The organism is uncultured Gilvimarinus sp. (assembly GCF_963975215.1).
Lineage (GTDB): Bacteria > Pseudomonadota > Gammaproteobacteria > Pseudomonadales > Cellvibrionaceae > Gilvimarinus.
Genome location: NZ_CAXBFW010000038.1, coordinates 1 through 21,155, shown reverse-complemented (window position 1 = coordinate 21,155; position 21,155 = coordinate 1). Strand labels below are relative to the sequence as shown.

Below are 21,155 nucleotides of genomic sequence, written 5' to 3'. Positions count from 1 at the left end.
ACCCCTGTTACCGCCGTGAAAGGGCGGTGTCCTAGGCCTCTAGACGAAGGGGACACACGTCTCGTAAAAGAGGGGCGCATTCTAAGTAGAGCGTGCCCACCTGTCAACACTTAATATACGATTTTTTTAATGAAGCTAAACAACAACTTAGCGCCGGGCAAAAGCTGCCTATAAAGCAACCAGATAGGCAGTGAGAGAACATAAAATGCTATACTGAGCGACAATTAACCCAAATGGCTTGGGTACAAAATTAACTAAGGACACACCAGAGCACCTAAAGGTAACCCTATGTCGTCCGTTTACATAATTATTGCCCTTGTCGCACTGCTGACGCTGTTAGTGTGTTATGCGTTTATCAGCCAGCAACTGGCCAAAAAACGCAAACAGCGCCTGCGCCTGCTAAACGCCCTGAAACAACGGCTCGAGCTCTTTAAACAAATCGCCAGCGGCATGCCGGCGGGCTACTTGCCAGGCGAGCTTAATGCCCTGGTTTATCAAGCACTCATCAGTACCTTAGAACAATTGGCGAAAATCTCCCCCAAACAGAACTACGCCGCCGAGGCAAACGAGCACCAAAAACAGTTTAATGCCAGTAAAGAGGCCGCCGATCGCTCACGGCTGACCCCGGAGCAAGCCGCTCAGGTGCAGCCTCTGCTTAAAGAGCTGGCCCGCTATATCGGCGCCCAAGCCGAGAGCGGCCGACTCCCGAAGACGCAGGCCAGCAAGCTGTTGAGCCAGTGCCGCAGACTGTTACTGCAAAGCACCATCGAGGGTTATATCAACCAGGCCAAACAGGCGCGCAGCGATAAAAAACTGCGCCTTGCGATTCATCACTACAGCACGGCCCGCAAGCTTTTACTAAAAGAGGCCGGGCAACAGGACGTGACTAAGCAGGTGGCACAGTTGAGTGCCGTCATCACTAAGCTGGAGCAAGAGGATGCCGCGCTAAACAAACCCGCCAGTGCGAGCACCGACGAGGCCGATACCAGCAAAGCATGGGATGAGTTTGAAGAAGACGAGGACTGGAAAAAGAAACAGCTGTACGACTGATTAACCAGTGGGGCTAGGATTCGTCCAGCTTTATCGAGGCCGAGTTAATGCAGTAGCGCAGCCCGGTAGGCTCGGGCCCATCGGGAAACACATGGCCCAAATGACTGCCGCAGTTATGGCACAACACCTCAGTGCGACGCATGCCATGACTCGCATCAAACTCTTCATCAATCGCACTACCGTCGGCCGGGGCCGAAAAACTCGGCCAGCCACAGCCGGCATCAAATTTAGTCTCCGACTCAAACAATAGCGCTCCGCAACCGCGACAGTGGTAAGTACCATCGGCAAATACATCCCAGTACTCGCCGGTAAACGGCGCCTCGGTGCCTTTTTCACGGCATACGTGATACTGCTCGGGGGTGAGCACTTCTCGCCAATGTTGCTCGGTAAAGGTAGGTTTGTCAGACATATAAGACTCCTGTAAACGCCATTATTAACAACCGACTGCAGCCGCGCGGTGCGCGCCTGGCCAAACATTCAGTATTATTAAGCGGCGCCCTTGACACTTAGGGTGGGTAAACCGGATCATAACTGATCGGCACACCAAAAAGACCTAAGGCATCTTAACGCAAATGGATACGATTCAAAAATCCGCCAAACTCAACGGCGTTTGCTACGATATTCGCGGCCCGGTTCTTGAGCATGCATACCGGCTCGAAGAAGAAGGCCACCGCATCATGAAACTCAACATCGGCAACCCGGCGTCGTTTGGCTTTTCGGCGCCCGATGAAATTATTCAGGATGTGATTTACAACTTGCCCAATGCCGAGGGTTACGTTGCCTCGCGCGGCCTGTTTGCCGCGCGTAAAGCCATTATGCAAGAGTGCCAAAAGCTGCGCATACCCAATGTCGATATCGATGATATCTACCTTGGCAACGGCGTTAGTGAGCTGATTGTGATGTCTATGCAAGCGCTGCTCAACAACGGCGATGAGATGCTCATCCCGGCGCCCGATTACCCGCTGTGGACGGCGGCGGTCAACCTCGCCGGCGGTAAAGCGGTACATTACCGCTGCGATGAGCAGTCGGACTGGTTTCCGGACATTGACGATATCGCCAGTAAAATTACCGACAAAACCCGCGGCATTGTGGTGATTAACCCCAACAACCCCACCGGGGCGGTGTACAGTCAGGACATACTGGAACAAATCGTCAAACTGGCCGAAGAAAAAGGCCTGATTATTTACGCCGACGAAATCTACAGTAAGATTTTGTACGATGACGCTGAGTTCATCCCCCTCGGGCGCTTAGTGCAAGACACCCTGTGTATTAGCTTTAACGGCTTGTCAAAATCTTATCGCCTGGCGGGATTTCGCTCGGGCTGGATGATTGTCAGTGGCGCCAAGCACAAGGCCAAAAATTATTTAGAGGGCATTGAGATGCTCGCCTCGATGCGCCTGTGTGCCAATGTCCCGGCCATGTACGCGGTGCAAACAGCGCTGGGCGGCTATCAGAGTATTAACGAGCTTATTTTACCCGGTGGCCGGTTGCGCGATCAGCGCGACGCAGCGCTCAAAGCTTTATCCGACATACCGGGCGTCAGTTGCGTGAAGCCCAAGGGCGCGCTCTATCTGTTTCCTAAAATCGATTTGGATATGCACAAAATCCAGGACGACCAGCAAATGGTGCTCGACTTTTTGATTCAGGAAAAAGTGCTTTTAGTACAGGGGACGGCGTTTAACTGGCCCGAGCGCGACCACTTGCGGATTGTATTTTTACCCCGCGAGGACGAGCTTAACCGCGCCATCGAGCGCTTTGGTCAATTTATTCAACGCTATCGCCAGTAATTTTAGCGCCCTATGGCTGATATACACATTACCGATTTTTACCGCGATGCGGCAAAAGCGCTCAACCTAATCTACGGCAGCTTTCCGCGCTTAATCACCGTGTTTGTCGAAGACATCTGCGGGCCGGACTCACCCGATGAGTTTGGCTTGCACAGCCCTCGCCACCAGGCGTGTCTGGCCACATTACTGTGGCTGGCCGCCGAGGGATATATTCGCTACCAAGACACCATTCGGCAAGAGGCCATCGATCAGGTCACCCTAACCCACAAAGGTTTTACGCTGCTGAGCGCGCAACTTAGCTGCCGCTCGGCTCTGGCCGAAAAAATCACCCACATCAATTTACAGCTAGAAGGCAACGGGGGTCAGGACGCCCCCGCCGGAGACTTTAGCCCTGCTATCGATTTACTGCGCGCGGCCTTAAAAACCCGGGCATCGAGCGCTATCGACACTGTGATGCAGGTTTTACTAAGTCGCTAACGACGCAAATGCACCTTACCGCAACGCCATGGGACTTAAGCCGGCCGGCAACAAGGCTGGCGCACTGTGTTACTCAACCAAGGATCAACTCGCGTGAAAATACTGTTAACCTCTGCCCTGACCGCATTGTGCTGGGCAATTGCCGCTGCAGCTGCTAATACGCTTGCCGCCAACCCCGTTGTCAGCGGCCAGTACGCCGACCCGGAGGTGCGGATATTTGACAATCAGTTCTGGATTTATCCCACCTACTCGGCCAGCGAAACCACCCCCGATCAGCTGGTGAACATAAGTGACACCCAGCGCGAGATGCGCCGCAAACCCGACATCTGGTCGCCTTTTTTAAAGCAGACCTTTTTAGACGCGTTCTCATCACCCGATCTGGTCAACTGGACCAAACACCCGCGAGTCCTCGAGGTGGAGAATGTATCCTGGGCGGCCTATGCCATCTGGGCACCCTCGGCCATCAAAGCAAACGGGCAGTATTATTTGTTCTTTGGCGCAAACGATATTAAAAACAACAACGAGCTCGGCGGCATTGGCGTGGCAATCAGTGACTCGCCCGAAGGCCCCTACCGCGACGCCCTCGGTAAACCCTTAATTGGCCAGATTCACAACGGCGCCCAGCCCATCGACCAAATGGTTTTTCAGGACGACGACGGCCAGTTTTATATGTATTACGGCGGCTGGAAGCACTGCAACGTCGTTAAGCTCAGCGATGATTTACTCAGCCTTGAGGCTTTCGATGATGGCGAACTCTACAAAGAGATTACCCCAAGCGAGCACTATGTAGAGGGCTCGTTTATGGTAAAACGCAAAGGCATCTATTACTTAATGTGGTCCGAGGGAGAGTGGACCGGGCCAGATTACCGTGTGGCTTACGCTATGTCGTCAAGCCCCACCGGCCCTTTTGAGCGCGGCGGTAAAATCCTACAGCAGGATAACCGCATCGCCCGGGGCGCAGGCCACCACTCGGTGGTCAAGCTTCCCGGCACCGATGACTGGTATATCGTTTATCACCGCCGCCCACTTGGCAGTGATGATGGCAACCATCGGGTGATCGCCATTGAGAAAATGCTGTTTAACGATGATGGCACCATTAAACCCGTGGTGATGACAGACGAAGGGGTTGGCCCGGTGCGTTTACCTTAGAGGTGCGTGCCTTTGTACTGATAGCTCGCCACCTCTACCCTTGCGGCTCAGGCAGCCGGCGCTTGCCCCGGAAACTCAAAGTGCAGCAACTTAAGTTGCCGCTCGGGGTTGGCATCGGGAAATTCCGGCGCACTGGGCAAGCGCGCTATAAATTGCGCCTCTGGGCAATGCTCGGCAAAGCTCTGCAACAAAAAATCAGTCGCCAGCTCCGGGGCATTTAAACAGGCCAGTACACTGCCGCCGTGCGGCATTAACTCTGGCAGGCGCCGCACCAGCTTGGCGTAATCTTTACTGGCCACAAAACTACCGCGCTGAAAACTCGGCGGGTCAAAAATCACAATATCGTAGGGGCCCTGACGCCGGATTCGGCTCCAGGATTTGAGTATTTGCTCGGGCAAAAAAGCGCTGCGCTGTTTATCCAGACCGTTAAGGTGATGGTTTTCTCGCCCCTGAGCCAGAGCCTTTTTGCTCATGTCGACATTTACCACCTTCTTTGCCCCGGCGGCTACCGCCACCACCGAAAACGCGCAGGTGTAGGCAAACAGGTTGAGTACCCGCTTGCCCGCCGCATTCGACTCGAGCCACTGCCGCCCGGGCTCCATATCCAAAAAGTAGCCGACGTTTTGTTGCGTTAACGGGTTAAGCAAAAAGCGCAACGGGCCACGGGCGGCCAACCAGCGCTCGGGCATATCGCCCAGCACCACCTCAGAGGGAGCCCCCTCCACGTAACGTCGCTGCACCACTAATGTCCAGCTGTTGGCGCGCGCCAGCGGTGTGATATCGGCCAATAATTCGGCCAGCCAGGTGTCGGGCGGTGCGGCAAACAATGTTACCAATACCACCGGCTGGAAAAAGTCGATGCAGACAAACTCAAGGCCAGTAAAGCAGCGGCCGCGACCGTGAAACAAGCGCCGGCTATCGTGTGTTTGACCGGGCTGACGGGCGCAGGTTTGGGCCAAAGCCAGAAGTGGCTGCAAATCTATTTTGGGGGGCATTTCGGTGATCAAGTGTCAGTCTCACTGTTGCTGGTAGGGCCCACGGGGTACAGTATTTGTTGCTGGTAGCCGGTAATAACAGGCCAAACGCCCGCCAGCTGCTGATCGAGCGCCGGATCGTTAGTGTCCAGCTGCAGGGGTCGGCCATTCAGTGCCTGTAGCTTCTCAGTGGTGGCAATCAATAAAATCTTATCCCGCCCTACGCGGCGAATGATATCCGGAGCAAGCTGCTGGTTACCCCGGCCAAAAATATGCCCCTGACCGCCGATGGCGGTGACGATAATACGCGCCTCACCGCGGTGCGCATCGAGCGCGTGGCGAATCTCTTGAGCACCGACATCAATCGCAAGCAGTTCGCCGCCCAGCAGAATATCCACCCCCAGCAGCGTACCGCTTAAGCCCAGTTGCCCGAGCAACACCTGGGTGGTGGAGCCCGGCCCCACCAGGTACAGCACGCCGGGCTCTAGCTGCTCAAGGACACTGGCTGCCACATCCAGTTGCAGCAGTTCATCTACCGCGGCGCCGGCGTTTTTGACCTCTTGCAACCACTGGGGCTCCTCGGGCACCAGTAATTCACTGTAGTGTATGGCACGCACCTGCCCCATACGGAACGCCTGCTCATCGATATCGCGCACCTCGCGCTCCACCAGCGGCGCCCACTGGCGCCGGGCCAAGCGTTGCAAAATACACCCGGCGGCCTCGGGCGAGTTAGCGTACACCCCGGAGTGAATCTTAACGCCGGCCGGCACGCCGATAACCGGCACACTGACACCCACGGCATCGGCGATATTGCGCGCGGTGCCATCGCCGCCGGCAAACACAATCAAATCGACACCGGCGGCAACCAGTCGCTGTGCCGCGTGCTGGGTGTCGCTGCCCTCACTGACCGACGTCTTAGTGGCACCGACCGATTCAAAGGGCAAGCCCAATTGATGGGCCGTATCACCGCCCATGGCACCGTCAAAGCCAAGCAATAAGACACCCTCCGGCGAAAGTGCGCTTAGCGCCCGCTGCATACGCTCGGCAGCCCGCAGCGTAGCGCCGCGCTTCAGGGCAAGCGCGCGGGTGGCAGCACCATCGCTGCCCTTGAGTGCCACACTGCCGCCAATACCGGCAAAGGGGTTAATAATGATTCCAAGCCTGAGCATTTGTCACCAAATTGTCATGTGGGGTTGTTAACCTGCGCGGCAGACAACCTCAGGGCCTTATGTGCCCGTGTCTTTGTCAGTCAAACCTATTGGCTTTTTAGGATTTACTTCACGGTAAACCCCAGCGCCGCTAGCGTATTCGCTAGCGGCGTCTTTTTTTCTACGCCCGCCACTTCGTAATTGTTAAATTCGCGGCGCACCGGGTAGTGCTTGCGCAGCCGATCAAACCCTTTAGATAGCGCAGCCCCCTGCTCGCCCGCCTCAGCGGCGGCCACCCGCAAACGCTTGTCGTCGGCCTCGATGTCATACACCTGCGCGATCAGCTGTCGCACGGCCTGCCAGTCGTCGCCCTGGGTATTGGGCGCGGCCAGTTGGTTGTCTTCAACGGCGGGTACCACATCGGCCAGCGCGGTGTTTGGCGCAACGTTAAACACCTCGCAAAAGGCATCGTAAATCATCGCCGTGCCCTTGAGCTTGCCATCAAAACTGTAACCGGCAATATGGGGCGAGCCCAGCGCGACGTGCTCCAGTAAATTCAAGTCGATGTCTGGCTCCCACTCCCACACATCCAGCACCAGCTGGAGGTCGTTGCGCTGGCGCATAACCTGCAACAGGGCCTTGTTGTCGATGACCGCGCCGCGCCCGCAGTTGAGCAAAATGCTCTGCGGCGGCAACTGCAATAATTGCTCTTTGGCCAACAAATGGCGGCTGGGGTGAGGGCCCTCGGTGGTGAGCGGGGTATGCATACTGACGATATCGCATTGCAGCACATCCTCCAGGTCGCACAGGTCGGGGTTTTGCTCAATAGACAAGAGCGGATCGTAACAGCGGCAGGTCACCCCCTGCGCCAGCAGTGCTTTATGTAAAGCGCCGCCCACATTGCCACAACCAATAATACCGACTGTTTTACCCCGCCAGTCAACATTCAGATGGGCCAGCGCCGCATAAACATACTCCACCACGGAGCTGGCATTGCAGCCGGGCGCATTGGTGTAGGCGATGCCCTGATGGTCTAGCCAGCGCTGATCGAGATGATCCATACCAATAGTGCAAGTGCCGACAAACTTGACCGAACTGCCAGCCAGTAATGCTTCATCGACGCGGGTTACCGAGCGCACCAGTAACGCATCCGCATCGGCCACATCGACTGCGCTCATACTGCGCCCTGGCAGGCGTACAATCTCACCGTGGGCGCTAAAAAACGCCTCAGCTAAGGGGATATTTTCATCGATCACGATCTTCATAGAGCTTAATCCTGTGTTAATTTTTGCGCCCTTTTCACAAGTGCGTCAGTCCAGCCCATGGCGCGGCTGAACTCGGTAAAAGCGGTAATATCGGCGCTCTGAGGGCGAAGCTGCCGAGGGGAATCAATCAGCGGGATATCGCGCACAATCGTGGCAAGCTGTTGCGCCAGCGCCAGTTGCTCGCGCGCCGCCTCAAGTTTGGCCGCTAAACTCCGGGCGCCTCGCACCGGCACCTGGGCGACTTCGTCCAGGCGGGCAAACAGCTCACGGAGCGAGCCAAAGTGACGCAACAGCGCCGTGGCGGTTTTTACGCCGACGCCGGGCACACCCGGAATATCATCGCCGGCGTCTCCCACCAGCGCGAGGTAATCGACCATTTGCGCCGGCGCCACTCCGTATTTTGCAGCCACCGCATCCTGCTTCAGGGTCACATTGGCAGTGTAATCCCACAGGTAATCTTGCGGCCGGGCCAGCAACTGAGCCAGATCTTTATCGCGGCTTAAAATAGCAATGGCGGCGGGCTCCGCGCTACAGCGAGCGTACAAGCTGCCAATTAAGTCGTCGGCCTCGTAACGCGCACTGGCAAAGCAGGCCAGACCCAGCAGCTGAGCGGCTTGGGCGCAGGCTTTTAATTGAAATGCCAGCGCCGCATCGGGCAGTGCCCGCGAGCTTTTATACAGCGGGTAAAGCTGGTGGCGAAACCCCGAGGTTAAACTCTCATCAAAGCACACCGCCACCTGCGCCGGGTTATGCCGCTGCAATAGCTGCAATAAAAACCCGGTAAAACCGTACACAGCGTCGGTAGGATACCCCTCAGGCTCGCTAAAACGGCTCTCGGGTAACGAGAAGTAGTAGCGAAAGATGTATATTGACGCATCAATCAGGCATACCGCGGGCGCACTCAAAGGCAGGACCTCGCGAAACGGCGGCTTTGCAGCAGTGACGCCAGCTCTGTGCCCGGTCGATAAAACGCCAAAAGGGCCCGACAGAATGTCGCCACACGCTCGCTCACGCCCTCGCGGCACAAGCGCAGTGTCTCTTGGTGAATGGCATCTTTAAAAGTCTCTGAGGGGCCAAGGCCCTGAGCCAGGTTGTCGGCACTGACCCGAAAGCGCACCCCGGCGGCCTCTGAGAACAGCCACTCAAGCGCCTGAGGCTTCACTTCAACCCGCTCAAACTCCGCCTGCTGAGAGGCCGTTCGCCCGTCGGGAGCGTACCAGTAACCGTAATCGTCCCGCTGCCGTCGCGCTTGGCCCGCCACACTCCAGTGGGCGATCTCGTGCAGCGCGCTGGCAAAGTAGTCGTGACTGAATTCGATCTGGTGTAACCCGCCAGAGCCAGTGGCGGCCCGGTAGAAAGGCTCATCGGCGCCACCGACCAGGCAGGTGCGCTCGGTCTGGCGGAAACAGCGGTCAAAGATCGCCACTAAATGCTGACAATCTGGCGAGATATGTGGGGCAACTGCGGTCAATGTCGTCAACTCGTTTTTAACATCGTAATTAAGAGGCAACCCGGCAAACGGCGCCAGGCGTGGTCGCGCTAATTTTTGTCTGGCAGGTATTGTGCAAACGCAGATAAGCATATACCTTATGTAGTGATGGCCCTGTTATTGCGCCGCGTTAAGACGCAAGCCTACTGTCGTTTATACCGCTATTCAGAGTCTCGTCCGGTCCCCGGCCTCATCCAGGAGGTGTGTATTATGAAGACCCCCGTCAAAAGCGACAACTCAGATAATGTCGTTGATTTCTTTTCTGGCAAATCCTTTAGCGAACTCCACGACCAGCGTTTTATTCGCTTGTCCGCCGAGCTCGACGGACTGGAAATGCTCTACTCCAACGAAAGCAACCCAGACAAGCTGTTTAGCTTAAAAGTTTTATGTTGGGGCCTTCGGGCCAATGGCGAAGTTGTGGGCCTGGTACCCTGGCTCAATGACATCGTCGCCTGTACCGATGTTATCGACCCGTTAAACGGGCAGTGGGAAGGCTACTATGATGCCGGCATCGACGAGGTCTTTTTTGACGCGCCCATGCACAAAATCATCGAGCTGGAAACCGCCGCCGAATACTACGAACTCGAGTGCGAAAACGACGACGATGTCGTGCAAGAGTTACCGGACACCATCGGCACTCACGCGGTACTCGCCAACGCCGCCAACCACCAGTTAACGCTGGTCGAGGTGGTCAGCTGGCGCCTGCTACACGATGGCAGCATTTACGGCATGCTCACCGACGCCGATAAAGTTAGCAGTACTCCGGTGCTACCGGGGGACGACTGCCTGTACCCGGCCCAGCAGCACAATGAGTTTCGCTACTTTTTTCAGCATCAAATTGCCAACAAAATTAAAGCCGAAGACCCTGAGGCCCTGGCGGCAATATCCATGCTGGTCGAAGAAACCCCCTAACCGTTATTTATTCGCCAAACGGATGGTGTAGTAATACACACCGTCCGTTTGCGTTTCGGCCACTAACTCATGGCCTAAAAACAAACAAAACTTTGGAATATCCCGCGTTGTCGACGGATCCGTTGCTTCGACTTTAATAACCTCCCCTGCCGGGTATTTCTTTACCGCCTGATGCAACATCATTACCGGCTCCGGGCAGAGCAGTCCTTTTGTGTCCAAAACATTATCAACTTGCTCATTCATAGTGTCATATCATCTTAAAATGGTCAGCAGCCGCTGGCGCTGTTGCTAAACTTAGCGTAAGTAAACAGTGCCTTGGGCGCGCCGACAACCGCCGCATTCAAAGCCCACCCAATCCACTCGTGGTATGTAGCTTGTGCTCACTTTAAACGTTTGCCCGTAGATTTAAGCTACATCGTACCTGAAGCCCGCAGGACATTACGCGCACGCGCGATTTACCTGCCATCCCCAGGCGTCAAATGACGCGGGAGTTTGTTGTTATGGCGTTTTTGTACGGCTGTGAGCCAGGTGACGATGGCCTCACACCCGCATCGCACCCGGTGTTTAGCTGTCGCAATTTGCAATTAACACAAAACTTATTGCGCGAGCAGGAGCCAGCACTGGCCAGCAAACTGCATCAATTACTGCGTCACATCAATAAAAACATTACCCCGAGCTCACCCCTGGAGCATCGCCACATCGGATTTTACCCCCTGATTAATGAGCTGGGAGCGCAGTCCGTTTCCGAGATCATCGCCAACCTTACCGCACTGGGCACCCACTGGCTCAAGCAACCAGCCGCGCAAAGAGCCAACACCACATCGCTAAAACAACTGTTGGATGAGTGGATCGAGCTAGGTGACTGGCTAGTTCACACGGCAGCCGTACATTAGCTAAATTTTGCGTTACAATAAAATTAAGGCGCCATTATAGGTCGCCGATCAAAAGCCGCAACGCTGTCATTTGCCCATAGCAATGCCGCCATTACCGATAGCCACGCCGTAAAATAGCAACACCGTTAAAAGGTACGCCATGATTTACGTTTTAGTCGAAAGGCACATCGCCGACTCTATGGAAAGCACTTACGATGTAGCCGCCAGGTTGGCACTCGAAGCGGCGCATCGCGCGCCCGGGTTTATTTCTGGTGAGACCCTTAACGATCTGCAGCGCCACAACCACCGCTACCTGTTGTCTAAGTGGCGCTCGCTGCACGACTGGAAGCAGTGGTACTACAGTGATGAACGCCACGAGGCCATGAACCAGCTTAACCCGACCTTGGCCGATTTTGAAAAAATCACCCTGCTCGAGCGTTAACGCCCGAGCAAACGGATGTGTCCGGTTACCTCTTCGCGATCGTGATAAAGCTGTTTAAAGGCAATATCGGCATTAATACCGGCATCGGCTAAGGTTTCGGCCAATCGGTCGGCCAACTTAGTCACCTCGGCGTAGCGCTGCTTCATCGGCAGTTTTAAATTAAACACCGCCTCGCGAAACAACCGCCGCTCGGCCCAGCGCCCCATCAAGCTTGCCGTGCGCGCTGGCTTATCGGCAATATCGCACACCAACCAATCCACCGGTTTTTTCGGCTCGTAGACAAAGCCGTCCATTTGATGATGCGTCACCTGACCGGTTTCCATTAACGACTCAGCCATGGGGCCGTTGTCCACCGCATCGACAAACATGCCGCGATTCACCAACTGCCAGGTCCAACCGCCCGGCGCGGCCCCTAAATCAACACCGCGCATACCGCCAGCCAAGCGCTCGTCCCACTCGTCGGCCGGCACAAAGTGATGCCAGGCCTCTTCCAGTTTTAACGTGGCGCGACTGGGCGCGGCCGAGGGCTGGCGCAAACGCGGAATACCCATGGCACAGACGGCGCTATTATTGACCGGAGCAACACCCACCACAGCACTGTTGCCCGACAAAAACAGTAAATGCAAACGCCATTTGGCCGACGGGGCCAGGCGCTGGTGGCGCTTTAATGCCTGAATAAACGGCTTGCTAAACTTGCGCGCCAGTGCCGAGAGTGATTTACCATCGTTGGTGTCGGTGGTTTCGGGCCACACCTCGCAGGCCACCGGCAGCTCTTGGGCGCTGGCCAGTAGCGGCGTTAGGCGGTCGTCCACCGGCAAATTTTGCAGTATTTCAGCGCCCACAAACCACTGCCGGACAAACATCAAGCGCTTAAACTCCAACTGTTTAATGAGTCGCTCGGCGCCATCTGGCTCGTGGGTGACAAATTCCACCAAGGCGCTGGCCGGGTTGGTTTTACTGTAGCCGTAAATGCCCCGCGCCGCGGCCACATCGTTAATTTCGGCCGCGCACTCTTTTTCAAAACCACTGCGACAATGCAGGTATAGGTGGTTCACGTTAATCTCCTAGGGCTGGCTCACCCGAGCCATAAAATCCGCCGCCGCTTGTGCTGCCGTGACGATATGTTGGTCGTGAGTATACCCCGAGCGCACCCGGGGTTTTAAATCGTGATCGCCGTCTTCCAGCCAGTGCAGGGCAATAGTCGCGGGCAGGTTATAGCCATCGACCTCTTGCTTGTTGCCAAGCTTATCCCGTGTACCCTGAACAACCAACGCCTCACACGGCAACTGCTTGAGGGTATCCACTCGCAGCTTTTCAGGTTTAGCTGGCGGGTGGAACGGATAACCAAAGCACACCACCCCCGGCACAGGGCTTGCGGCTGCTAATACCGCCGCCATGCGCCCGCCCATTGATTTGCCACCGATAAACACAGGGCCAGTAAACCCCTGCCGGGCTTGCTCCAGCGCCATTTGCCAGGCGGCGATAAGCTCGGGCTGACGATTGGGCGGGCGTTTTTTGCCCCCGTCGCGGCGCTCCGCCATATAGGCAAACTCGAAACGGCAGACATTAACGCCCCGCTGACACAAAAGCTCGCTCAAACGCTGTAAAAAATCACTGTCCATGGGCGCGCCAGCCCCGTGGGCCAGCACCAACGTGGGCGCGTCGGCAGCGGCGCGATTAATCAGTAGCTCCACGCGTTACATACCCGGCGGCAACTGATCGGCCGGCACCAGCGAGGTCGTTTCGATGGCTGGATCGAACACAATCACCACGCTGCGCTTTGCCAATTGTTGGCGCACTTGCTCGACCTTGGTGGCCAGTGGAACATCGGTTTCGCCGTACTCTGTGCCCTCGCGGGTCACAAATTCTTCGATCAGCGCATCGAGAGTCTCGGGCGCTAGCTGTTGATAGGGAATAATCATGTTTGCCTGTGTTATCTTAGGGCTTATGTGGCTGCGCCACCAATATCCGAGTTACGACAATAAAAAGGACATCACGTGAACCAGCATCTTGTACTTACTGTAATCAGCGCCGACCGTCCCGGGGTTGTGCAACTGTTGGCCAAAACCATTCACGCCCATCACGGCAGCTGGCTTGAGAGCCGGATGGCCCATCTGGCCGGTAAGTTTGCCGGCATTCTACAGGTCGCCGTGCCGGATGAAAATCACTCAGATTTACTGGCGGCGCTAAAAGCGCTGTCGAGCGAGGGTTTACAGGTCGTTGCCGAGCTTGCCGATAGCAACAGCGTCAGCAGCGACAACCACTTTTCCTTTAGTGTGGTCGGGCCCGACCGCACGGGTATTGTCGCCGAGATTGCCGAGGCTTTTGCCGGGCGCGGTATCAGCGTTGAAGAGCTGGAAACCGACTGCTCCAGCATGCCCTGGTCGGGCGAGCCGATGTTTGAGGCCACTGGGTTTATCCGGGTACCCGCCGAGGTAGATATGGATGACCTGTACGATCAACTGGACGTGATTGCCGATGAACTCGCGGTGGATATCCGTATAGAACAGCCCGAAGCCGGGGCCGAGCTGACCCATTAGAACGACAGAAAGCTCTTGCGCGCAGGCTACGCAATTAAGCCATGTAGCGCGTAGCCAACGCCGTACGCCAAGAGCGCGGCGGCGCCTCCCATCAACAATGTCTCGAGCGCGGCCGCCCAGCGCGAACCACCCACCTGGGTACCTTTGGCCGCCCCCACCAACAAAAAACTAACGGCGGTTAACACACTGCTGTACAAATACGGCTGGGAGATAACCCCATCGCCAATGGCGTTAATAAAAAATGGCAGCAACGGCATTGCCCCCAAACTGATAAACGCCACAAAGGTTACCGAGGCCGCTTTGTAAGGGTTGGCCGAGTCCAGTGATAGCCCGTGCTCATCCTGCAGCATGGTGTCCACCCAGAGCCGCTCATCACCGGTAATGGTATCGACGATAGACTCCAATGCATCGCCGGCAAAGCCCTTAGCCGCAAAAATCTGCCGTACTTCTTCGCGCTCACCCTCGGGGTAAAGGGCAATTTCGCGCTGCTCCTGGCGCCGGGTTTGCTCGCGCAACTGGTTCTCGGCGCGCACCCCCAAGTAGTTGCTAACGGCCATACTAAAGCCATCGGCGAGTAAGTTCGCAAGCCCCAATACGATAACAACGGTGGCCGACAGCCCCGCACCGGCCACACCGGCAACAATCGCAAAAGTGGTAATGGCGCCATCAATGGCGCCGTAGATAAAATCGCGCAAATAATTTTGCGCAGGCCCCTGCTCTAGCCGCTTGGCAATCTTGGCCGGTGCGTGGCGAGCCATTAACTGCTCACGTTCAGCGGGGGTAGCAGATAACCGCATAGCCAAACTCCTAAGCAATTGCGCTGGGCTTATCGCAGCATCGCCTTAAGCTCGGGTATACAAGAGCCGCAGTTGGTGCCGCAGTTAATTTTTTCGCCCAGCGCCTCGACGCTAGCGCATCCGCCGCTAATGGCTTTGCGAATGGTTTTTTCGCCCACCTGAAAACACGAGCAGACCATCGCGCCTTCGTCTTCGACCCCGGCACCGGGTATACCTGCCAGTATAGCAAAGCGCCCGCTGGCATCGATTGCCCGCCCCAATTGCTGCTCGAGCCAGCGCATCTCGGCGGCACTTTTTTTATCGGTTGCGGTACTAAACATCACCTGTAGCACGCCATCGATAAAACCTGCCGTGCGAAAAAATTGCTGATCAGAATCCTCTACCGTTACCCAGTCAGAAATTTCGGGAAACTGCGAGTGCGCCCACGTGCGCCAGTTGGTTAATGACTCGCCCCCGGCCAAACGAAACTTATAGCCGGCATCCAGAGTGATTTTGGCCCAGTATTCACAGTTGGGGCTGATGTCTTGGGTGCAAATTAAAAAACCATTCCACGCCTGACGAAACGGCTTAATCATTACCGGCGAGTGCTTAAACTCCGGCTGCCCACAAATCGGGTCCACATAAGGATTTACTAAGGCATCGGCGCAACTGGACGACGCGTATTTGCCGTTCCAGTGCATGGGCACAAACACCTCCCCCAAGCGCTGCGACGCAGACGGTTTTACCCGGCCGTAGTAAACACTGCCGCGGTTTTTTAGCACCGCTAAATCGCCCTCCAGCAAACCAAAGCGGGTTACATCATCCGGGTGAACATCGATATAGGGTTCATCTACATGGCCGAGCAATTTGGCCGCAGTGCCCGTGCGCGACATGGTGTGCCACTGATCGCGAATGCGCCCGGTATTCATAATCACCTGATTGGGCAGTTGCGTTTTTACCGGTAGCCGTGCGGTGATGGGCACCAGCCGCGCGCGGCCATCGGGCGTGTAAAACTGCCCATCGGAAAATAAACGCAGGGTGCCTTTGGGGGATTCGATGGTTACCGGCCACTGAATGGGCGATAGGTTTTCATAATCCTGTTCGCTAATCTCGGCCAGCGCCGAGATATTAAAACCGCGTCGCGCCACACCGGCAGTATTGTCGAGCGCCGATAGCGCCGCGTGCTCGCGGAATATCTCAACCTGATGCCGGTAGTTAAAATGCTCGCCAAACCCGAGCTTTTGGGCAAAGCGCATAATAATTTGCCAGTCGTGCAGCGCCTCGCCTGGGGGGGCTAAAAAGCCTTTTTGCAGCGAGATACAGCGCTCGGAGTTGGTCACAGTGCCGTGCTTTTCACTCCAGGTGGACGCGGGCAACACCACATCGGCAAGCTTGGCGGTGTCGGTATTACCAATACAGTCACTCACCACCACCAACTCACATTGTTGCAGCGCCTCGCGTACCTTGCCGGCATCGGGCATGGTAACGGCGGGGTTGGTGGCCATTACCCAAACAGCTTTAATTTTGCCAGCGTGAATCGCATCAAACATATCCACCGCTTTTAAGCCCTCGGCACGGGCCATATTGGGCGCCTGCCAAAACTGCGCCACGCGCTCGATACTCGCGGGGTTGTCGTAGCCCATGTGCGCGGCAAGCTGATTTGCCAGGCCACCCACTTCGCGCCCACCCATCGCGTTGGGTTGGCCGGTAATCGAAAACGGCGTTGCCCCGGGCTTGCCGATTTTGCCGGTAGCCAAGTGGCAATTAATAAGTGCATTGCCCTTATCCACACCCGAGGACGACTGATTAACCCCCTGCGAGAAGACCGTCACCACTTTTTCGTGAGCGGCAAATAAGCGGTAAACGTGCTCGATATCCTCACCCGGAACTTCGCAAATCCCGGCGGCGGCCTCAGGGGTTGGCACCTGCTCGGCGGCCACCGCTAAGGCTTCATCAAAACCATTACAGTGCGCGGCGATATAATCGTGATCGGTATGACCGTGCTCAGCTAAATACTGCAATAAACCATTAAAAAAGAAGGCGTCCGAGCCGGGCTTAATGGGCAAGTGAATATCTGCAATTTCGCAGGTTGCGGTGCGCCGTGGATCGATCACCACAATTTTCATGTCGGGGCGCAACTCTTTGGCGCGGGCAATGCGCTGATACACCACCGGGTGGGCATAAGCGGTATTTGACCCTACCAAAATTAACACGTCGGTTTGCTCTAAGTCCTCGTAGCAGCCGGGCACAGTGTCGCCGCCAAAGGCACGCTTGTGCGCCACCACCGCCGAGGCCATACACAGGCGCGAGTTAGTGTCGATATTGGCGGTGCCCACAAACCCTTTCATGAGCTTATTGGCAATGTAGTAGTCTTCTGTCAGTAGCTGGCCGGACAAATAAAAGGCGACGGAATCCGGGCCGTGCTCGGCGATAATCGCCTGAAACTTTTGCGCGGCATAATCCAGCGCCGTATCCCAGCTGGTGGGCTCGCCCTGAAGCATAGGTGTAAGCAAACGGTCGGGGGAGCGCTGGGTCTCGTGCAGCGACGAGCCTTTTACACACAGGCGCCCCAGGTTTGCCGGGTGCGCTTGGGTGCCCGACACCGAGATCACCTGATTGTCTTGTACCTGGGCGTCCACACCACAGCCCACACCACAGTAACAGCAGGTGGTTTCAATGGTGGTACCGGCCTCTTGCGGCCGATCGGAGGTAATAAGTTGTGCACTAGAAGTCATAGAGTTTACGCAGCCGCTGGTTCGTCAGAGCTGGCAGCGTAAAACGCCCGCCCCATTAATAAGTACTGAGCAATGTCCGAGACATCGCGCTTTTCTTGCAGCATAGAAAAATAATCCTGCCCGTCGCGGGCATCGCCAAACAACACGGCGCCAACAATGCGGTTGTCCCGCAGTAATAATTTGCGGTAAATACCCGCCTGATCGTCGCAGTAAAGTAATTCGCGATGCTCATCGGTGGTTATAAACTCGCCGGCCGAAAATAAATTAACTCCGGATACTTTAAGCTTGGTGGGTACCGGGCTATTTGCAAAAGGCAGTTTGATGTTATTACACAAGCGCTCGGCAAGCGTTGTACACTGGTGCCAAATAGGCTCAACCAAACCAAAAGTCGCACCGTTAAATTCGACACACTCACCAATGGCGCTAATGCTGGTATCCGATGTGGCCATATAGGCATCTACCGAGACACCGCGCTCGCCCTTTAAGCCCGCTTTTAAACCCAGCTCTTTATTGGGGGTAATCCCGGTGGCGATAACGCAAAGCTTGCAGCTAACACTGCGCCCAGATTTAAACTCGGCCGCTTTTAATTCATGGGAGCCGGTAAAACGCTCCACCTCATCGCTCAACATAAACTGGATATTTTTGTCTTCCAGCACTCGTTGCAAATAGGTTCCGGCGGCTTTATCTAACTGGCGGTTAAGCAGCCAGCCAGAGCGGTGCACCAGGGTTACCCGCAAGCCTTTTAGCGCCAAGCCGTAAGCGGCCTCAAGCCCCAGTAAGCCGCCACCAATCACCAGTGCATCGGTATCGGTTTTGCGGCCGTGCTGATCGTGAAAGCGGGCCACGTTTAACAATCGGTCGACATCGCGCAAAGTGCGAAAGCTGTAGATATTGTCCAGCTGTTGATTTTTAGCCGGAATTTTTGCCGGGCGCGAGCCGGTGGCCAGTACCAGGTGATCGTAGCGCAGGCGGTTGCCCTCGGTGGTTAACACACACTTTTGTTCCCGCTCGATGGCCTTAACCTGCACGCCACTGACAAAGCGGATACCGCGATCGCGATACCACACCGACGGCTTGCCAATAATCGCCGGCACATCGGTTTCGCCCGCCAATACCGGCGAGAGCATAATACGGTTGTAACTGCCCTGGCGCTCATCGCCAATCACCGTGATCTCAAAGTTCGAGATATCGCGTTTAATAATTTCATCCAACAGCCGGCCGGCGGCCATACCGTTGCCCACAATCAGCAGTGTTTGTTTGCTCTTACTCAAAACTCGCCACCTTTTGGTGCTGACTGCACCAAGCTCTTCCCTAGGGCCGCACCAAGCTTGCGCAATTCGATACGAGCAATATGCACTGCAACCGTGGCAGTATTTGCCTCCGCGCACCTTTATTGTGCCCAAGCAACCAAAATCAGAGGGAATAAATGGATTTAACAGAGCCACAGCAAAAGCCAGGCCAATAGGCCAGGCTTAATCTAGCCAGAAGCTTGTGCGGTCGTCGCCAAAGTCTAATGACAGTATTCTTTACAAAGCCAGTTTATAATGGTGCCCGCCATACCATGATTACTCTGACCACAGCTTTATTGGAAGCCCGCAACGACATGCTCAATATTGTTTTATATGAACCGGAAATCCCCCCCAACACCGGCAATATTATTCGCCTGGCCGCCAATACCGGGTGCCAGCTGCACCTGATTGAGCCGCTGGGGTTTGTCCTCGACGATAAGCGCCTGCGCCGCGCTGGGCTAGACTACGGTGAGTGGAAAGACCTGCTCACCTATCGCAACTGGGAGGACTTTTTAGCCACGGCGCAGCCCGAGCGGCTTTTTGCCCTGAGCACCAAGGGCACCCGCAGTCACAGTGATGCCCAGTTTAAAACCAATGACTACCTGTTATTTGGCCCCGAAACCCGCGGCCTGCCCGCCACGCTGCGCGAATCTTTGCCCCCCGAGCAGGTGCTGCGTATTCCCATGCGTGACGGCAGCCGCAGCATGAACCTGTCTAACGCCGTGTCCGTCATGGTGTACGAGGCGTGGCGTCAACTGGGCTACCCCGGCGCGATTTAAAACCGTGCCGCAACACCGTACAATAGCCGGCTTTTGCCAACACAGGTAAGCGTTATGACACGTGTGCAAATACTCGTCGGCTCTGAGATGGGCACCGCCGAATCCGTCGCCAGCGATATCAAAGATCGCCTCGACAGCAAAGGCATCGACAATATCGTCAACCCGTTGCCCGAGATTGATGACTTACTCGACCACCCGAACGATACACTGCTCATTTGCACGTCTAACACCGGCGCCGGCGATTTGCCGGGCAATATTCAGCCGCTGTACTTGTCACTTGTGCGCGACTTTCCCAGAATCGCCGGTCGCCGTTACGGCGTGATCAATTTGGGCGACAGCAGCTACACCACCTTCGGCGAGGCCGGGCGTGCCATCGATCACGCCATGAGCGAGCTGGGCGCCAGCCGTATTGGCGAGCCATTAGTGTTGGATGCCAGCAGCGGCGATGACCCGTCGGAGCTGGCGCTGGAATGGCTCGACAACTGGATTGCGCAACTATGAGCCGAGCACCTATCGGATTGTTTTATGGCAGCTCCACCTGCTACACCGAAATTTGCGCCGAGAAAATTCGCGCTCAAATGGGTGATGGCCAGGTCGATGTGTTTAATATCGCCGACACCTCTATTATCGAAGCAGAGTTTTACGCAAAAGTGATTCTTGGTATTCCCACCTGGGATTACGGCGAGCTACAAGAGGATTGGGACGAAATTTGGGACGAAATTGATCAGGTTAACTGGCAGGGCAAAAAAGTCGCCCACTTTGGTTTGGGCGATCAAATCGGCTACCCCGAGTGGTTTTTAGACGCCTTAGGCTACCTGCACGCAAAAGTGGCCAAGCTCGGGGCGACGCCTTGCGGCTACTGGCCCGTAGATGGCTACGAGTTCGAAGCCTCCAAAGCGCTGATCGCCGATGACACGTTATTTGTCGGGCTCGCGCTCGACGACGAAAACGAATTTAACCTAACCGATAGCCGCATTGCCCAATGGTGCGAGCAAATTAAGGCCGAGTTTGCCCAGTGACCGACACCCCGGACACAGGCCCGGCGCAACTGCACTGGGATGCCGATGGCCAACCGCTATCGAGTGCCTACAGTGATGTGTACTTTTCTCGCCACGATGGTTTGGCCGAAACTCGCCACGTTTTTATCGCGGCCAACCAACTGCCCGCGCGCTTTGCCGCGCTTGAGCCTAGCGCCAGCACAGCCTTTACCATTGCCGAGACTGGCTTTGGCACCGGTCTAAACTTTCTGGCCACCTGGCAACTCTGGCGCCAGCAACCGCGCGGCAATAACCGCTTGCACTTTATCTCAGTGGAAAAGCACCCACTGGCACTGGCCGACCTTACCCGCGCCCTTGCCCTGTGGCCCGAGCTCGCCCCTCTGGCTGAGCAACTGACGGCGCAGTACCCGGAGTTTGTCGGGCGCGGTATTCAGCGCTTGCACTTTAGCGACAACGTCAGCCTGACATTAATT

Annotated in this window: 24 protein-coding genes and 1 pseudogene; 12 read left to right on the top strand and 13 right to left on the bottom strand. The window is 55.9% G+C overall.

Translation table 11 applies throughout. The features are described from left to right. Window positions 1-288 precede the first annotated feature (288 nt). Window positions 289-1,050: a hypothetical protein gene (locus AAC019_RS16140; RefSeq protein ID WP_339900265.1), complete on the top strand. Its 762-nt coding sequence runs from the start codon at window positions 289-291 to the stop codon at window positions 1,048-1,050. Window positions 1,051-1,063: 13 nt separating this feature from the next. Here AAC019_RS16140 and msrB read toward each other — a convergent pair whose 3' ends face one another. Continuing rightward, window positions 1,064-1,459: a peptide-methionine (R)-S-oxide reductase MsrB gene (gene msrB, locus AAC019_RS16135; protein ID WP_339900263.1), complete on the bottom strand. Its 396-nt coding sequence runs from the start codon at window positions 1,457-1,459 to the stop codon at window positions 1,064-1,066. Window positions 1,460-1,622: 163 nt separating this feature from the next. Here msrB and AAC019_RS16130 point away from each other — a divergent pair, with 163 nt between their 5' ends. The 3 genes from AAC019_RS16130 to AAC019_RS16120 all read left to right on the top strand — a co-directional run bounded on the left by AAC019_RS16130 (window position 1,623) and on the right by AAC019_RS16120 (window position 4,463). Continuing rightward, a complete protein-coding gene (locus AAC019_RS16130; RefSeq protein ID WP_339900261.1) occupies window positions 1,623-2,837 on the top strand; it encodes a pyridoxal phosphate-dependent aminotransferase in 1,215 nt (404 codons plus the stop codon). A 12-nt stretch (window positions 2,838-2,849) separates the two neighbouring features. Next, entirely contained in the window at window positions 2,850-3,314 is a 465-nt protein-coding gene (locus AAC019_RS16125; protein ID WP_339900259.1) for a hypothetical protein, read from the top strand. Window positions 3,315-3,407: 93 nt separating this feature from the next. Beyond that, window positions 3,408-4,463: a glycoside hydrolase family 43 protein gene (locus AAC019_RS16120; RefSeq protein WP_339900257.1), complete on the top strand. Its 1,056-nt coding sequence runs from the start codon at window positions 3,408-3,410 to the stop codon at window positions 4,461-4,463. A 47-nt stretch (window positions 4,464-4,510) separates the two neighbouring features. Here the strand turns inward: AAC019_RS16120 and AAC019_RS16115 are convergent, their stop codons facing one another. The 5 genes from AAC019_RS16115 to AAC019_RS16095 all read right to left on the bottom strand — a co-directional run bounded on the left by AAC019_RS16115 (window position 4,511) and on the right by AAC019_RS16095 (window position 9,321). Further along, window positions 4,511-5,458: a class I SAM-dependent methyltransferase gene (locus AAC019_RS16115; RefSeq protein ID WP_339900255.1), complete on the bottom strand. Its 948-nt coding sequence runs from the start codon at window positions 5,456-5,458 to the stop codon at window positions 4,511-4,513. Window positions 5,459-5,466: 8 nt separating this feature from the next. Then, window positions 5,467-6,606 (bottom strand): ATP-NAD kinase family protein, encoded by a 1,140-nt coding sequence (locus AAC019_RS16110; protein ID WP_339900254.1) that lies wholly within the window; start codon window positions 6,604-6,606, stop codon window positions 5,467-5,469. Between the two features lie 104 nt (window positions 6,607-6,710). Further along, a complete protein-coding gene (locus AAC019_RS16105) occupies window positions 6,711-7,850 on the bottom strand; it encodes a 4-phosphoerythronate dehydrogenase (protein ID WP_339900252.1) in 1,140 nt (379 codons plus the stop codon). 5 nt (window positions 7,851-7,855) lie between these two features. After that, window positions 7,856-8,755, bottom strand: a complete 900-nt coding sequence (locus AAC019_RS16100; RefSeq protein WP_339900251.1) for a 5'-3' exonuclease H3TH domain-containing protein — start codon at window positions 8,753-8,755, stop codon at window positions 7,856-7,858. Further along, entirely contained in the window at window positions 8,752-9,321 is a 570-nt protein-coding gene (locus AAC019_RS16095; RefSeq protein ID WP_339900250.1) for an elongation factor P hydroxylase, read from the bottom strand. The genes AAC019_RS16100 and AAC019_RS16095 overlap by 4 nt, the downstream gene beginning before the upstream one ends. Before the next feature lie 228 nt (window positions 9,322-9,549). Here AAC019_RS16095 and AAC019_RS16090 point away from each other — a divergent pair, with 228 nt between their 5' ends. Further along, a complete protein-coding gene (locus AAC019_RS16090; RefSeq protein WP_339900248.1) occupies window positions 9,550-10,251 on the top strand; it encodes a hypothetical protein in 702 nt (233 codons plus the stop codon). A 3-nt stretch (window positions 10,252-10,254) separates the two neighbouring features. Here the strand turns inward: AAC019_RS16090 and tusA are convergent, their stop codons facing one another. Beyond that, on the bottom strand, window positions 10,255-10,494 hold the full coding sequence (tusA, locus tag AAC019_RS16085) for a sulfurtransferase TusA (RefSeq protein WP_339900246.1): 240 nt from the start codon (window positions 10,492-10,494) through the stop codon (window positions 10,255-10,257). A 257-nt stretch (window positions 10,495-10,751) separates the two neighbouring features. Between tusA and AAC019_RS16080 the strand changes: the two genes are divergently transcribed. Both AAC019_RS16080 and AAC019_RS16075 read left to right on the top strand, forming a co-directional pair. After that, a complete protein-coding gene (locus AAC019_RS16080) occupies window positions 10,752-11,144 on the top strand; it encodes a hypothetical protein (protein ID WP_339900244.1) in 393 nt (130 codons plus the stop codon). A gap of 139 nt (window positions 11,145-11,283) precedes the next feature. Further along, window positions 11,284-11,565, top strand: a complete 282-nt coding sequence (locus AAC019_RS16075; protein ID WP_339900242.1) for an antibiotic biosynthesis monooxygenase — start codon at window positions 11,284-11,286, stop codon at window positions 11,563-11,565. On the opposite strand, the gene rlmM is transcribed toward AAC019_RS16075, so the two are convergent. The 3 genes from rlmM to AAC019_RS16060 are packed head-to-tail and all read right to left on the bottom strand — an operon-like array spanning window position 11,562 to window position 13,487. Beyond that, window positions 11,562-12,620, bottom strand: coding sequence for a 23S rRNA (cytidine(2498)-2'-O)-methyltransferase RlmM (gene rlmM / locus AAC019_RS16070; RefSeq protein WP_339900241.1), 1,059 nt, complete (start codon window positions 12,618-12,620; stop codon window positions 11,562-11,564). The two genes, AAC019_RS16075 and rlmM, sit on opposite strands and share 4 nt — an antisense overlap. A gap of 9 nt (window positions 12,621-12,629) precedes the next feature. After that, window positions 12,630-13,259 carry an alpha/beta family hydrolase gene (locus tag AAC019_RS16065; protein ID WP_339900240.1) on the bottom strand — a complete coding sequence of 210 codons (630 nt, stop codon included), beginning with the start codon at window positions 13,257-13,259 and terminating at the stop codon, window positions 12,630-12,632. A gap of 3 nt (window positions 13,260-13,262) precedes the next feature. Further along, window positions 13,263-13,487 (bottom strand): YheU family protein, encoded by a 225-nt coding sequence (locus tag AAC019_RS16060; protein WP_339900238.1) that lies wholly within the window; start codon window positions 13,485-13,487, stop codon window positions 13,263-13,265. Between the two features lie 75 nt (window positions 13,488-13,562). Here AAC019_RS16060 and AAC019_RS16055 point away from each other — a divergent pair, with 75 nt between their 5' ends. Beyond that, window positions 13,563-14,105: an ACT domain-containing protein gene (locus tag AAC019_RS16055; RefSeq protein ID WP_339900236.1), complete on the top strand. Its 543-nt coding sequence runs from the start codon at window positions 13,563-13,565 to the stop codon at window positions 14,103-14,105. Window positions 14,106-14,131: 26 nt separating this feature from the next. On the opposite strand, the gene AAC019_RS16050 is transcribed toward AAC019_RS16055, so the two are convergent. The 3 genes from AAC019_RS16050 to AAC019_RS16040 are packed head-to-tail and all read right to left on the bottom strand — an operon-like array spanning window position 14,132 to window position 18,887. Then, the gene (locus AAC019_RS16050) at window positions 14,132-14,902 is read right to left on the bottom strand and encodes a VIT1/CCC1 transporter family protein (protein WP_339900235.1); all 771 of its coding nucleotides are present in this window, start codon (window positions 14,900-14,902) and stop codon (window positions 14,132-14,134) included. A 29-nt stretch (window positions 14,903-14,931) separates the two neighbouring features. Then, window positions 14,932-17,616: a nitrate reductase gene (locus AAC019_RS16045; protein ID WP_339900234.1), complete on the bottom strand. Its 2,685-nt coding sequence runs from the start codon at window positions 17,614-17,616 to the stop codon at window positions 14,932-14,934. A 5-nt stretch (window positions 17,617-17,621) separates the two neighbouring features. Further along, window positions 17,622-18,887 carry an FAD-dependent oxidoreductase gene (locus AAC019_RS16040; RefSeq protein WP_339900233.1) on the bottom strand — a complete coding sequence of 422 codons (1,266 nt, stop codon included), beginning with the start codon at window positions 18,885-18,887 and terminating at the stop codon, window positions 17,622-17,624. 332 nt (window positions 18,888-19,219) lie between these two features. Between AAC019_RS16040 and trmL the strand changes: the two genes are divergently transcribed. The 4 genes and pseudogenes from trmL to AAC019_RS16020 all read left to right on the top strand — a co-directional run. Continuing rightward, window positions 19,220-19,684, top strand: coding sequence for a tRNA (uridine(34)/cytosine(34)/5-carboxymethylaminomethyluridine(34)-2'-O)-methyltransferase TrmL (trmL, locus tag AAC019_RS16035; protein ID WP_339900267.1), 465 nt, complete (start codon window positions 19,220-19,222; stop codon window positions 19,682-19,684). A gap of 54 nt (window positions 19,685-19,738) precedes the next feature. Then, window positions 19,739-20,185, top strand: coding sequence for a flavodoxin domain-containing protein (locus AAC019_RS16030; protein WP_339900232.1), 447 nt, complete (start codon window positions 19,739-19,741; stop codon window positions 20,183-20,185). Then, the gene (fldB, locus tag AAC019_RS16025; RefSeq protein WP_339900231.1) at window positions 20,182-20,703 is read left to right on the top strand and encodes a flavodoxin FldB; all 522 of its coding nucleotides are present in this window, start codon (window positions 20,182-20,184) and stop codon (window positions 20,701-20,703) included. The genes AAC019_RS16030 and fldB overlap by 4 nt, the downstream gene beginning before the upstream one ends. Beyond that, window positions 20,700-21,155 (top strand): annotated as a pseudogene (locus AAC019_RS16020) (hypothetical protein); the annotation flags it as partial. The gene fldB and the pseudogene AAC019_RS16020, both read left to right, overlap by 4 nt.

Excerpts from the sequence above, each read along its gene's own strand:
- msrB (WP_339900263.1), bottom strand. The coding sequence starts at position 1,459 with ATGTCTGACAAACCTACCTTTACCGAGCAACATTGGCGAGAAGTGCTC.
- tusA (WP_339900246.1), bottom strand. The coding sequence starts at position 10,494 with ATGAATGAGCAAGTTGATAATGTTTTGGACACAAAAGGACTGCTCTGC.
- AAC019_RS16060 (WP_339900238.1), bottom strand. The coding sequence starts at position 13,487 with ATGATTATTCCCTATCAACAGCTAGCGCCCGAGACTCTCGATGCGCTG.
- AAC019_RS16115 (WP_339900255.1), bottom strand. The coding sequence starts at position 5,458 with ATGCCCCCCAAAATAGATTTGCAGCCACTTCTGGCTTTGGCCCAAACC.
- AAC019_RS16110 (WP_339900254.1), bottom strand. The coding sequence starts at position 6,606 with ATGCTCAGGCTTGGAATCATTATTAACCCCTTTGCCGGTATTGGCGGC.
- AAC019_RS16045 (WP_339900234.1), bottom strand. The coding sequence starts at position 17,616 with ATGACTTCTAGTGCACAACTTATTACCTCCGATCGGCCGCAAGAGGCC.
- AAC019_RS16090 (WP_339900248.1), top strand. The coding sequence starts at position 9,550 with ATGAAGACCCCCGTCAAAAGCGACAACTCAGATAATGTCGTTGATTTC.
- AAC019_RS16075 (WP_339900242.1), top strand. The coding sequence starts at position 11,284 with ATGATTTACGTTTTAGTCGAAAGGCACATCGCCGACTCTATGGAAAGC.
- trmL (WP_339900267.1), top strand. The coding sequence starts at position 19,220 with ATGCTCAATATTGTTTTATATGAACCGGAAATCCCCCCCAACACCGGC.
- AAC019_RS16125 (WP_339900259.1), top strand. The coding sequence starts at position 2,850 with ATGGCTGATATACACATTACCGATTTTTACCGCGATGCGGCAAAAGCG.
- AAC019_RS16050 (WP_339900235.1), bottom strand. The coding sequence starts at position 14,902 with ATGCGGTTATCTGCTACCCCCGCTGAACGTGAGCAGTTAATGGCTCGC.
- AAC019_RS16140 (WP_339900265.1), top strand. The coding sequence starts at position 289 with ATGTCGTCCGTTTACATAATTATTGCCCTTGTCGCACTGCTGACGCTG.
- AAC019_RS16130 (WP_339900261.1), top strand. The coding sequence starts at position 1,623 with ATGGATACGATTCAAAAATCCGCCAAACTCAACGGCGTTTGCTACGAT.
- AAC019_RS16030 (WP_339900232.1), top strand. The coding sequence starts at position 19,739 with ATGACACGTGTGCAAATACTCGTCGGCTCTGAGATGGGCACCGCCGAA.
- fldB (WP_339900231.1), top strand. The coding sequence starts at position 20,182 with ATGAGCCGAGCACCTATCGGATTGTTTTATGGCAGCTCCACCTGCTAC.
- AAC019_RS16105 (WP_339900252.1), bottom strand. The coding sequence starts at position 7,850 with ATGAAGATCGTGATCGATGAAAATATCCCCTTAGCTGAGGCGTTTTTT.
- AAC019_RS16080 (WP_339900244.1), top strand. The coding sequence starts at position 10,752 with ATGGCGTTTTTGTACGGCTGTGAGCCAGGTGACGATGGCCTCACACCC.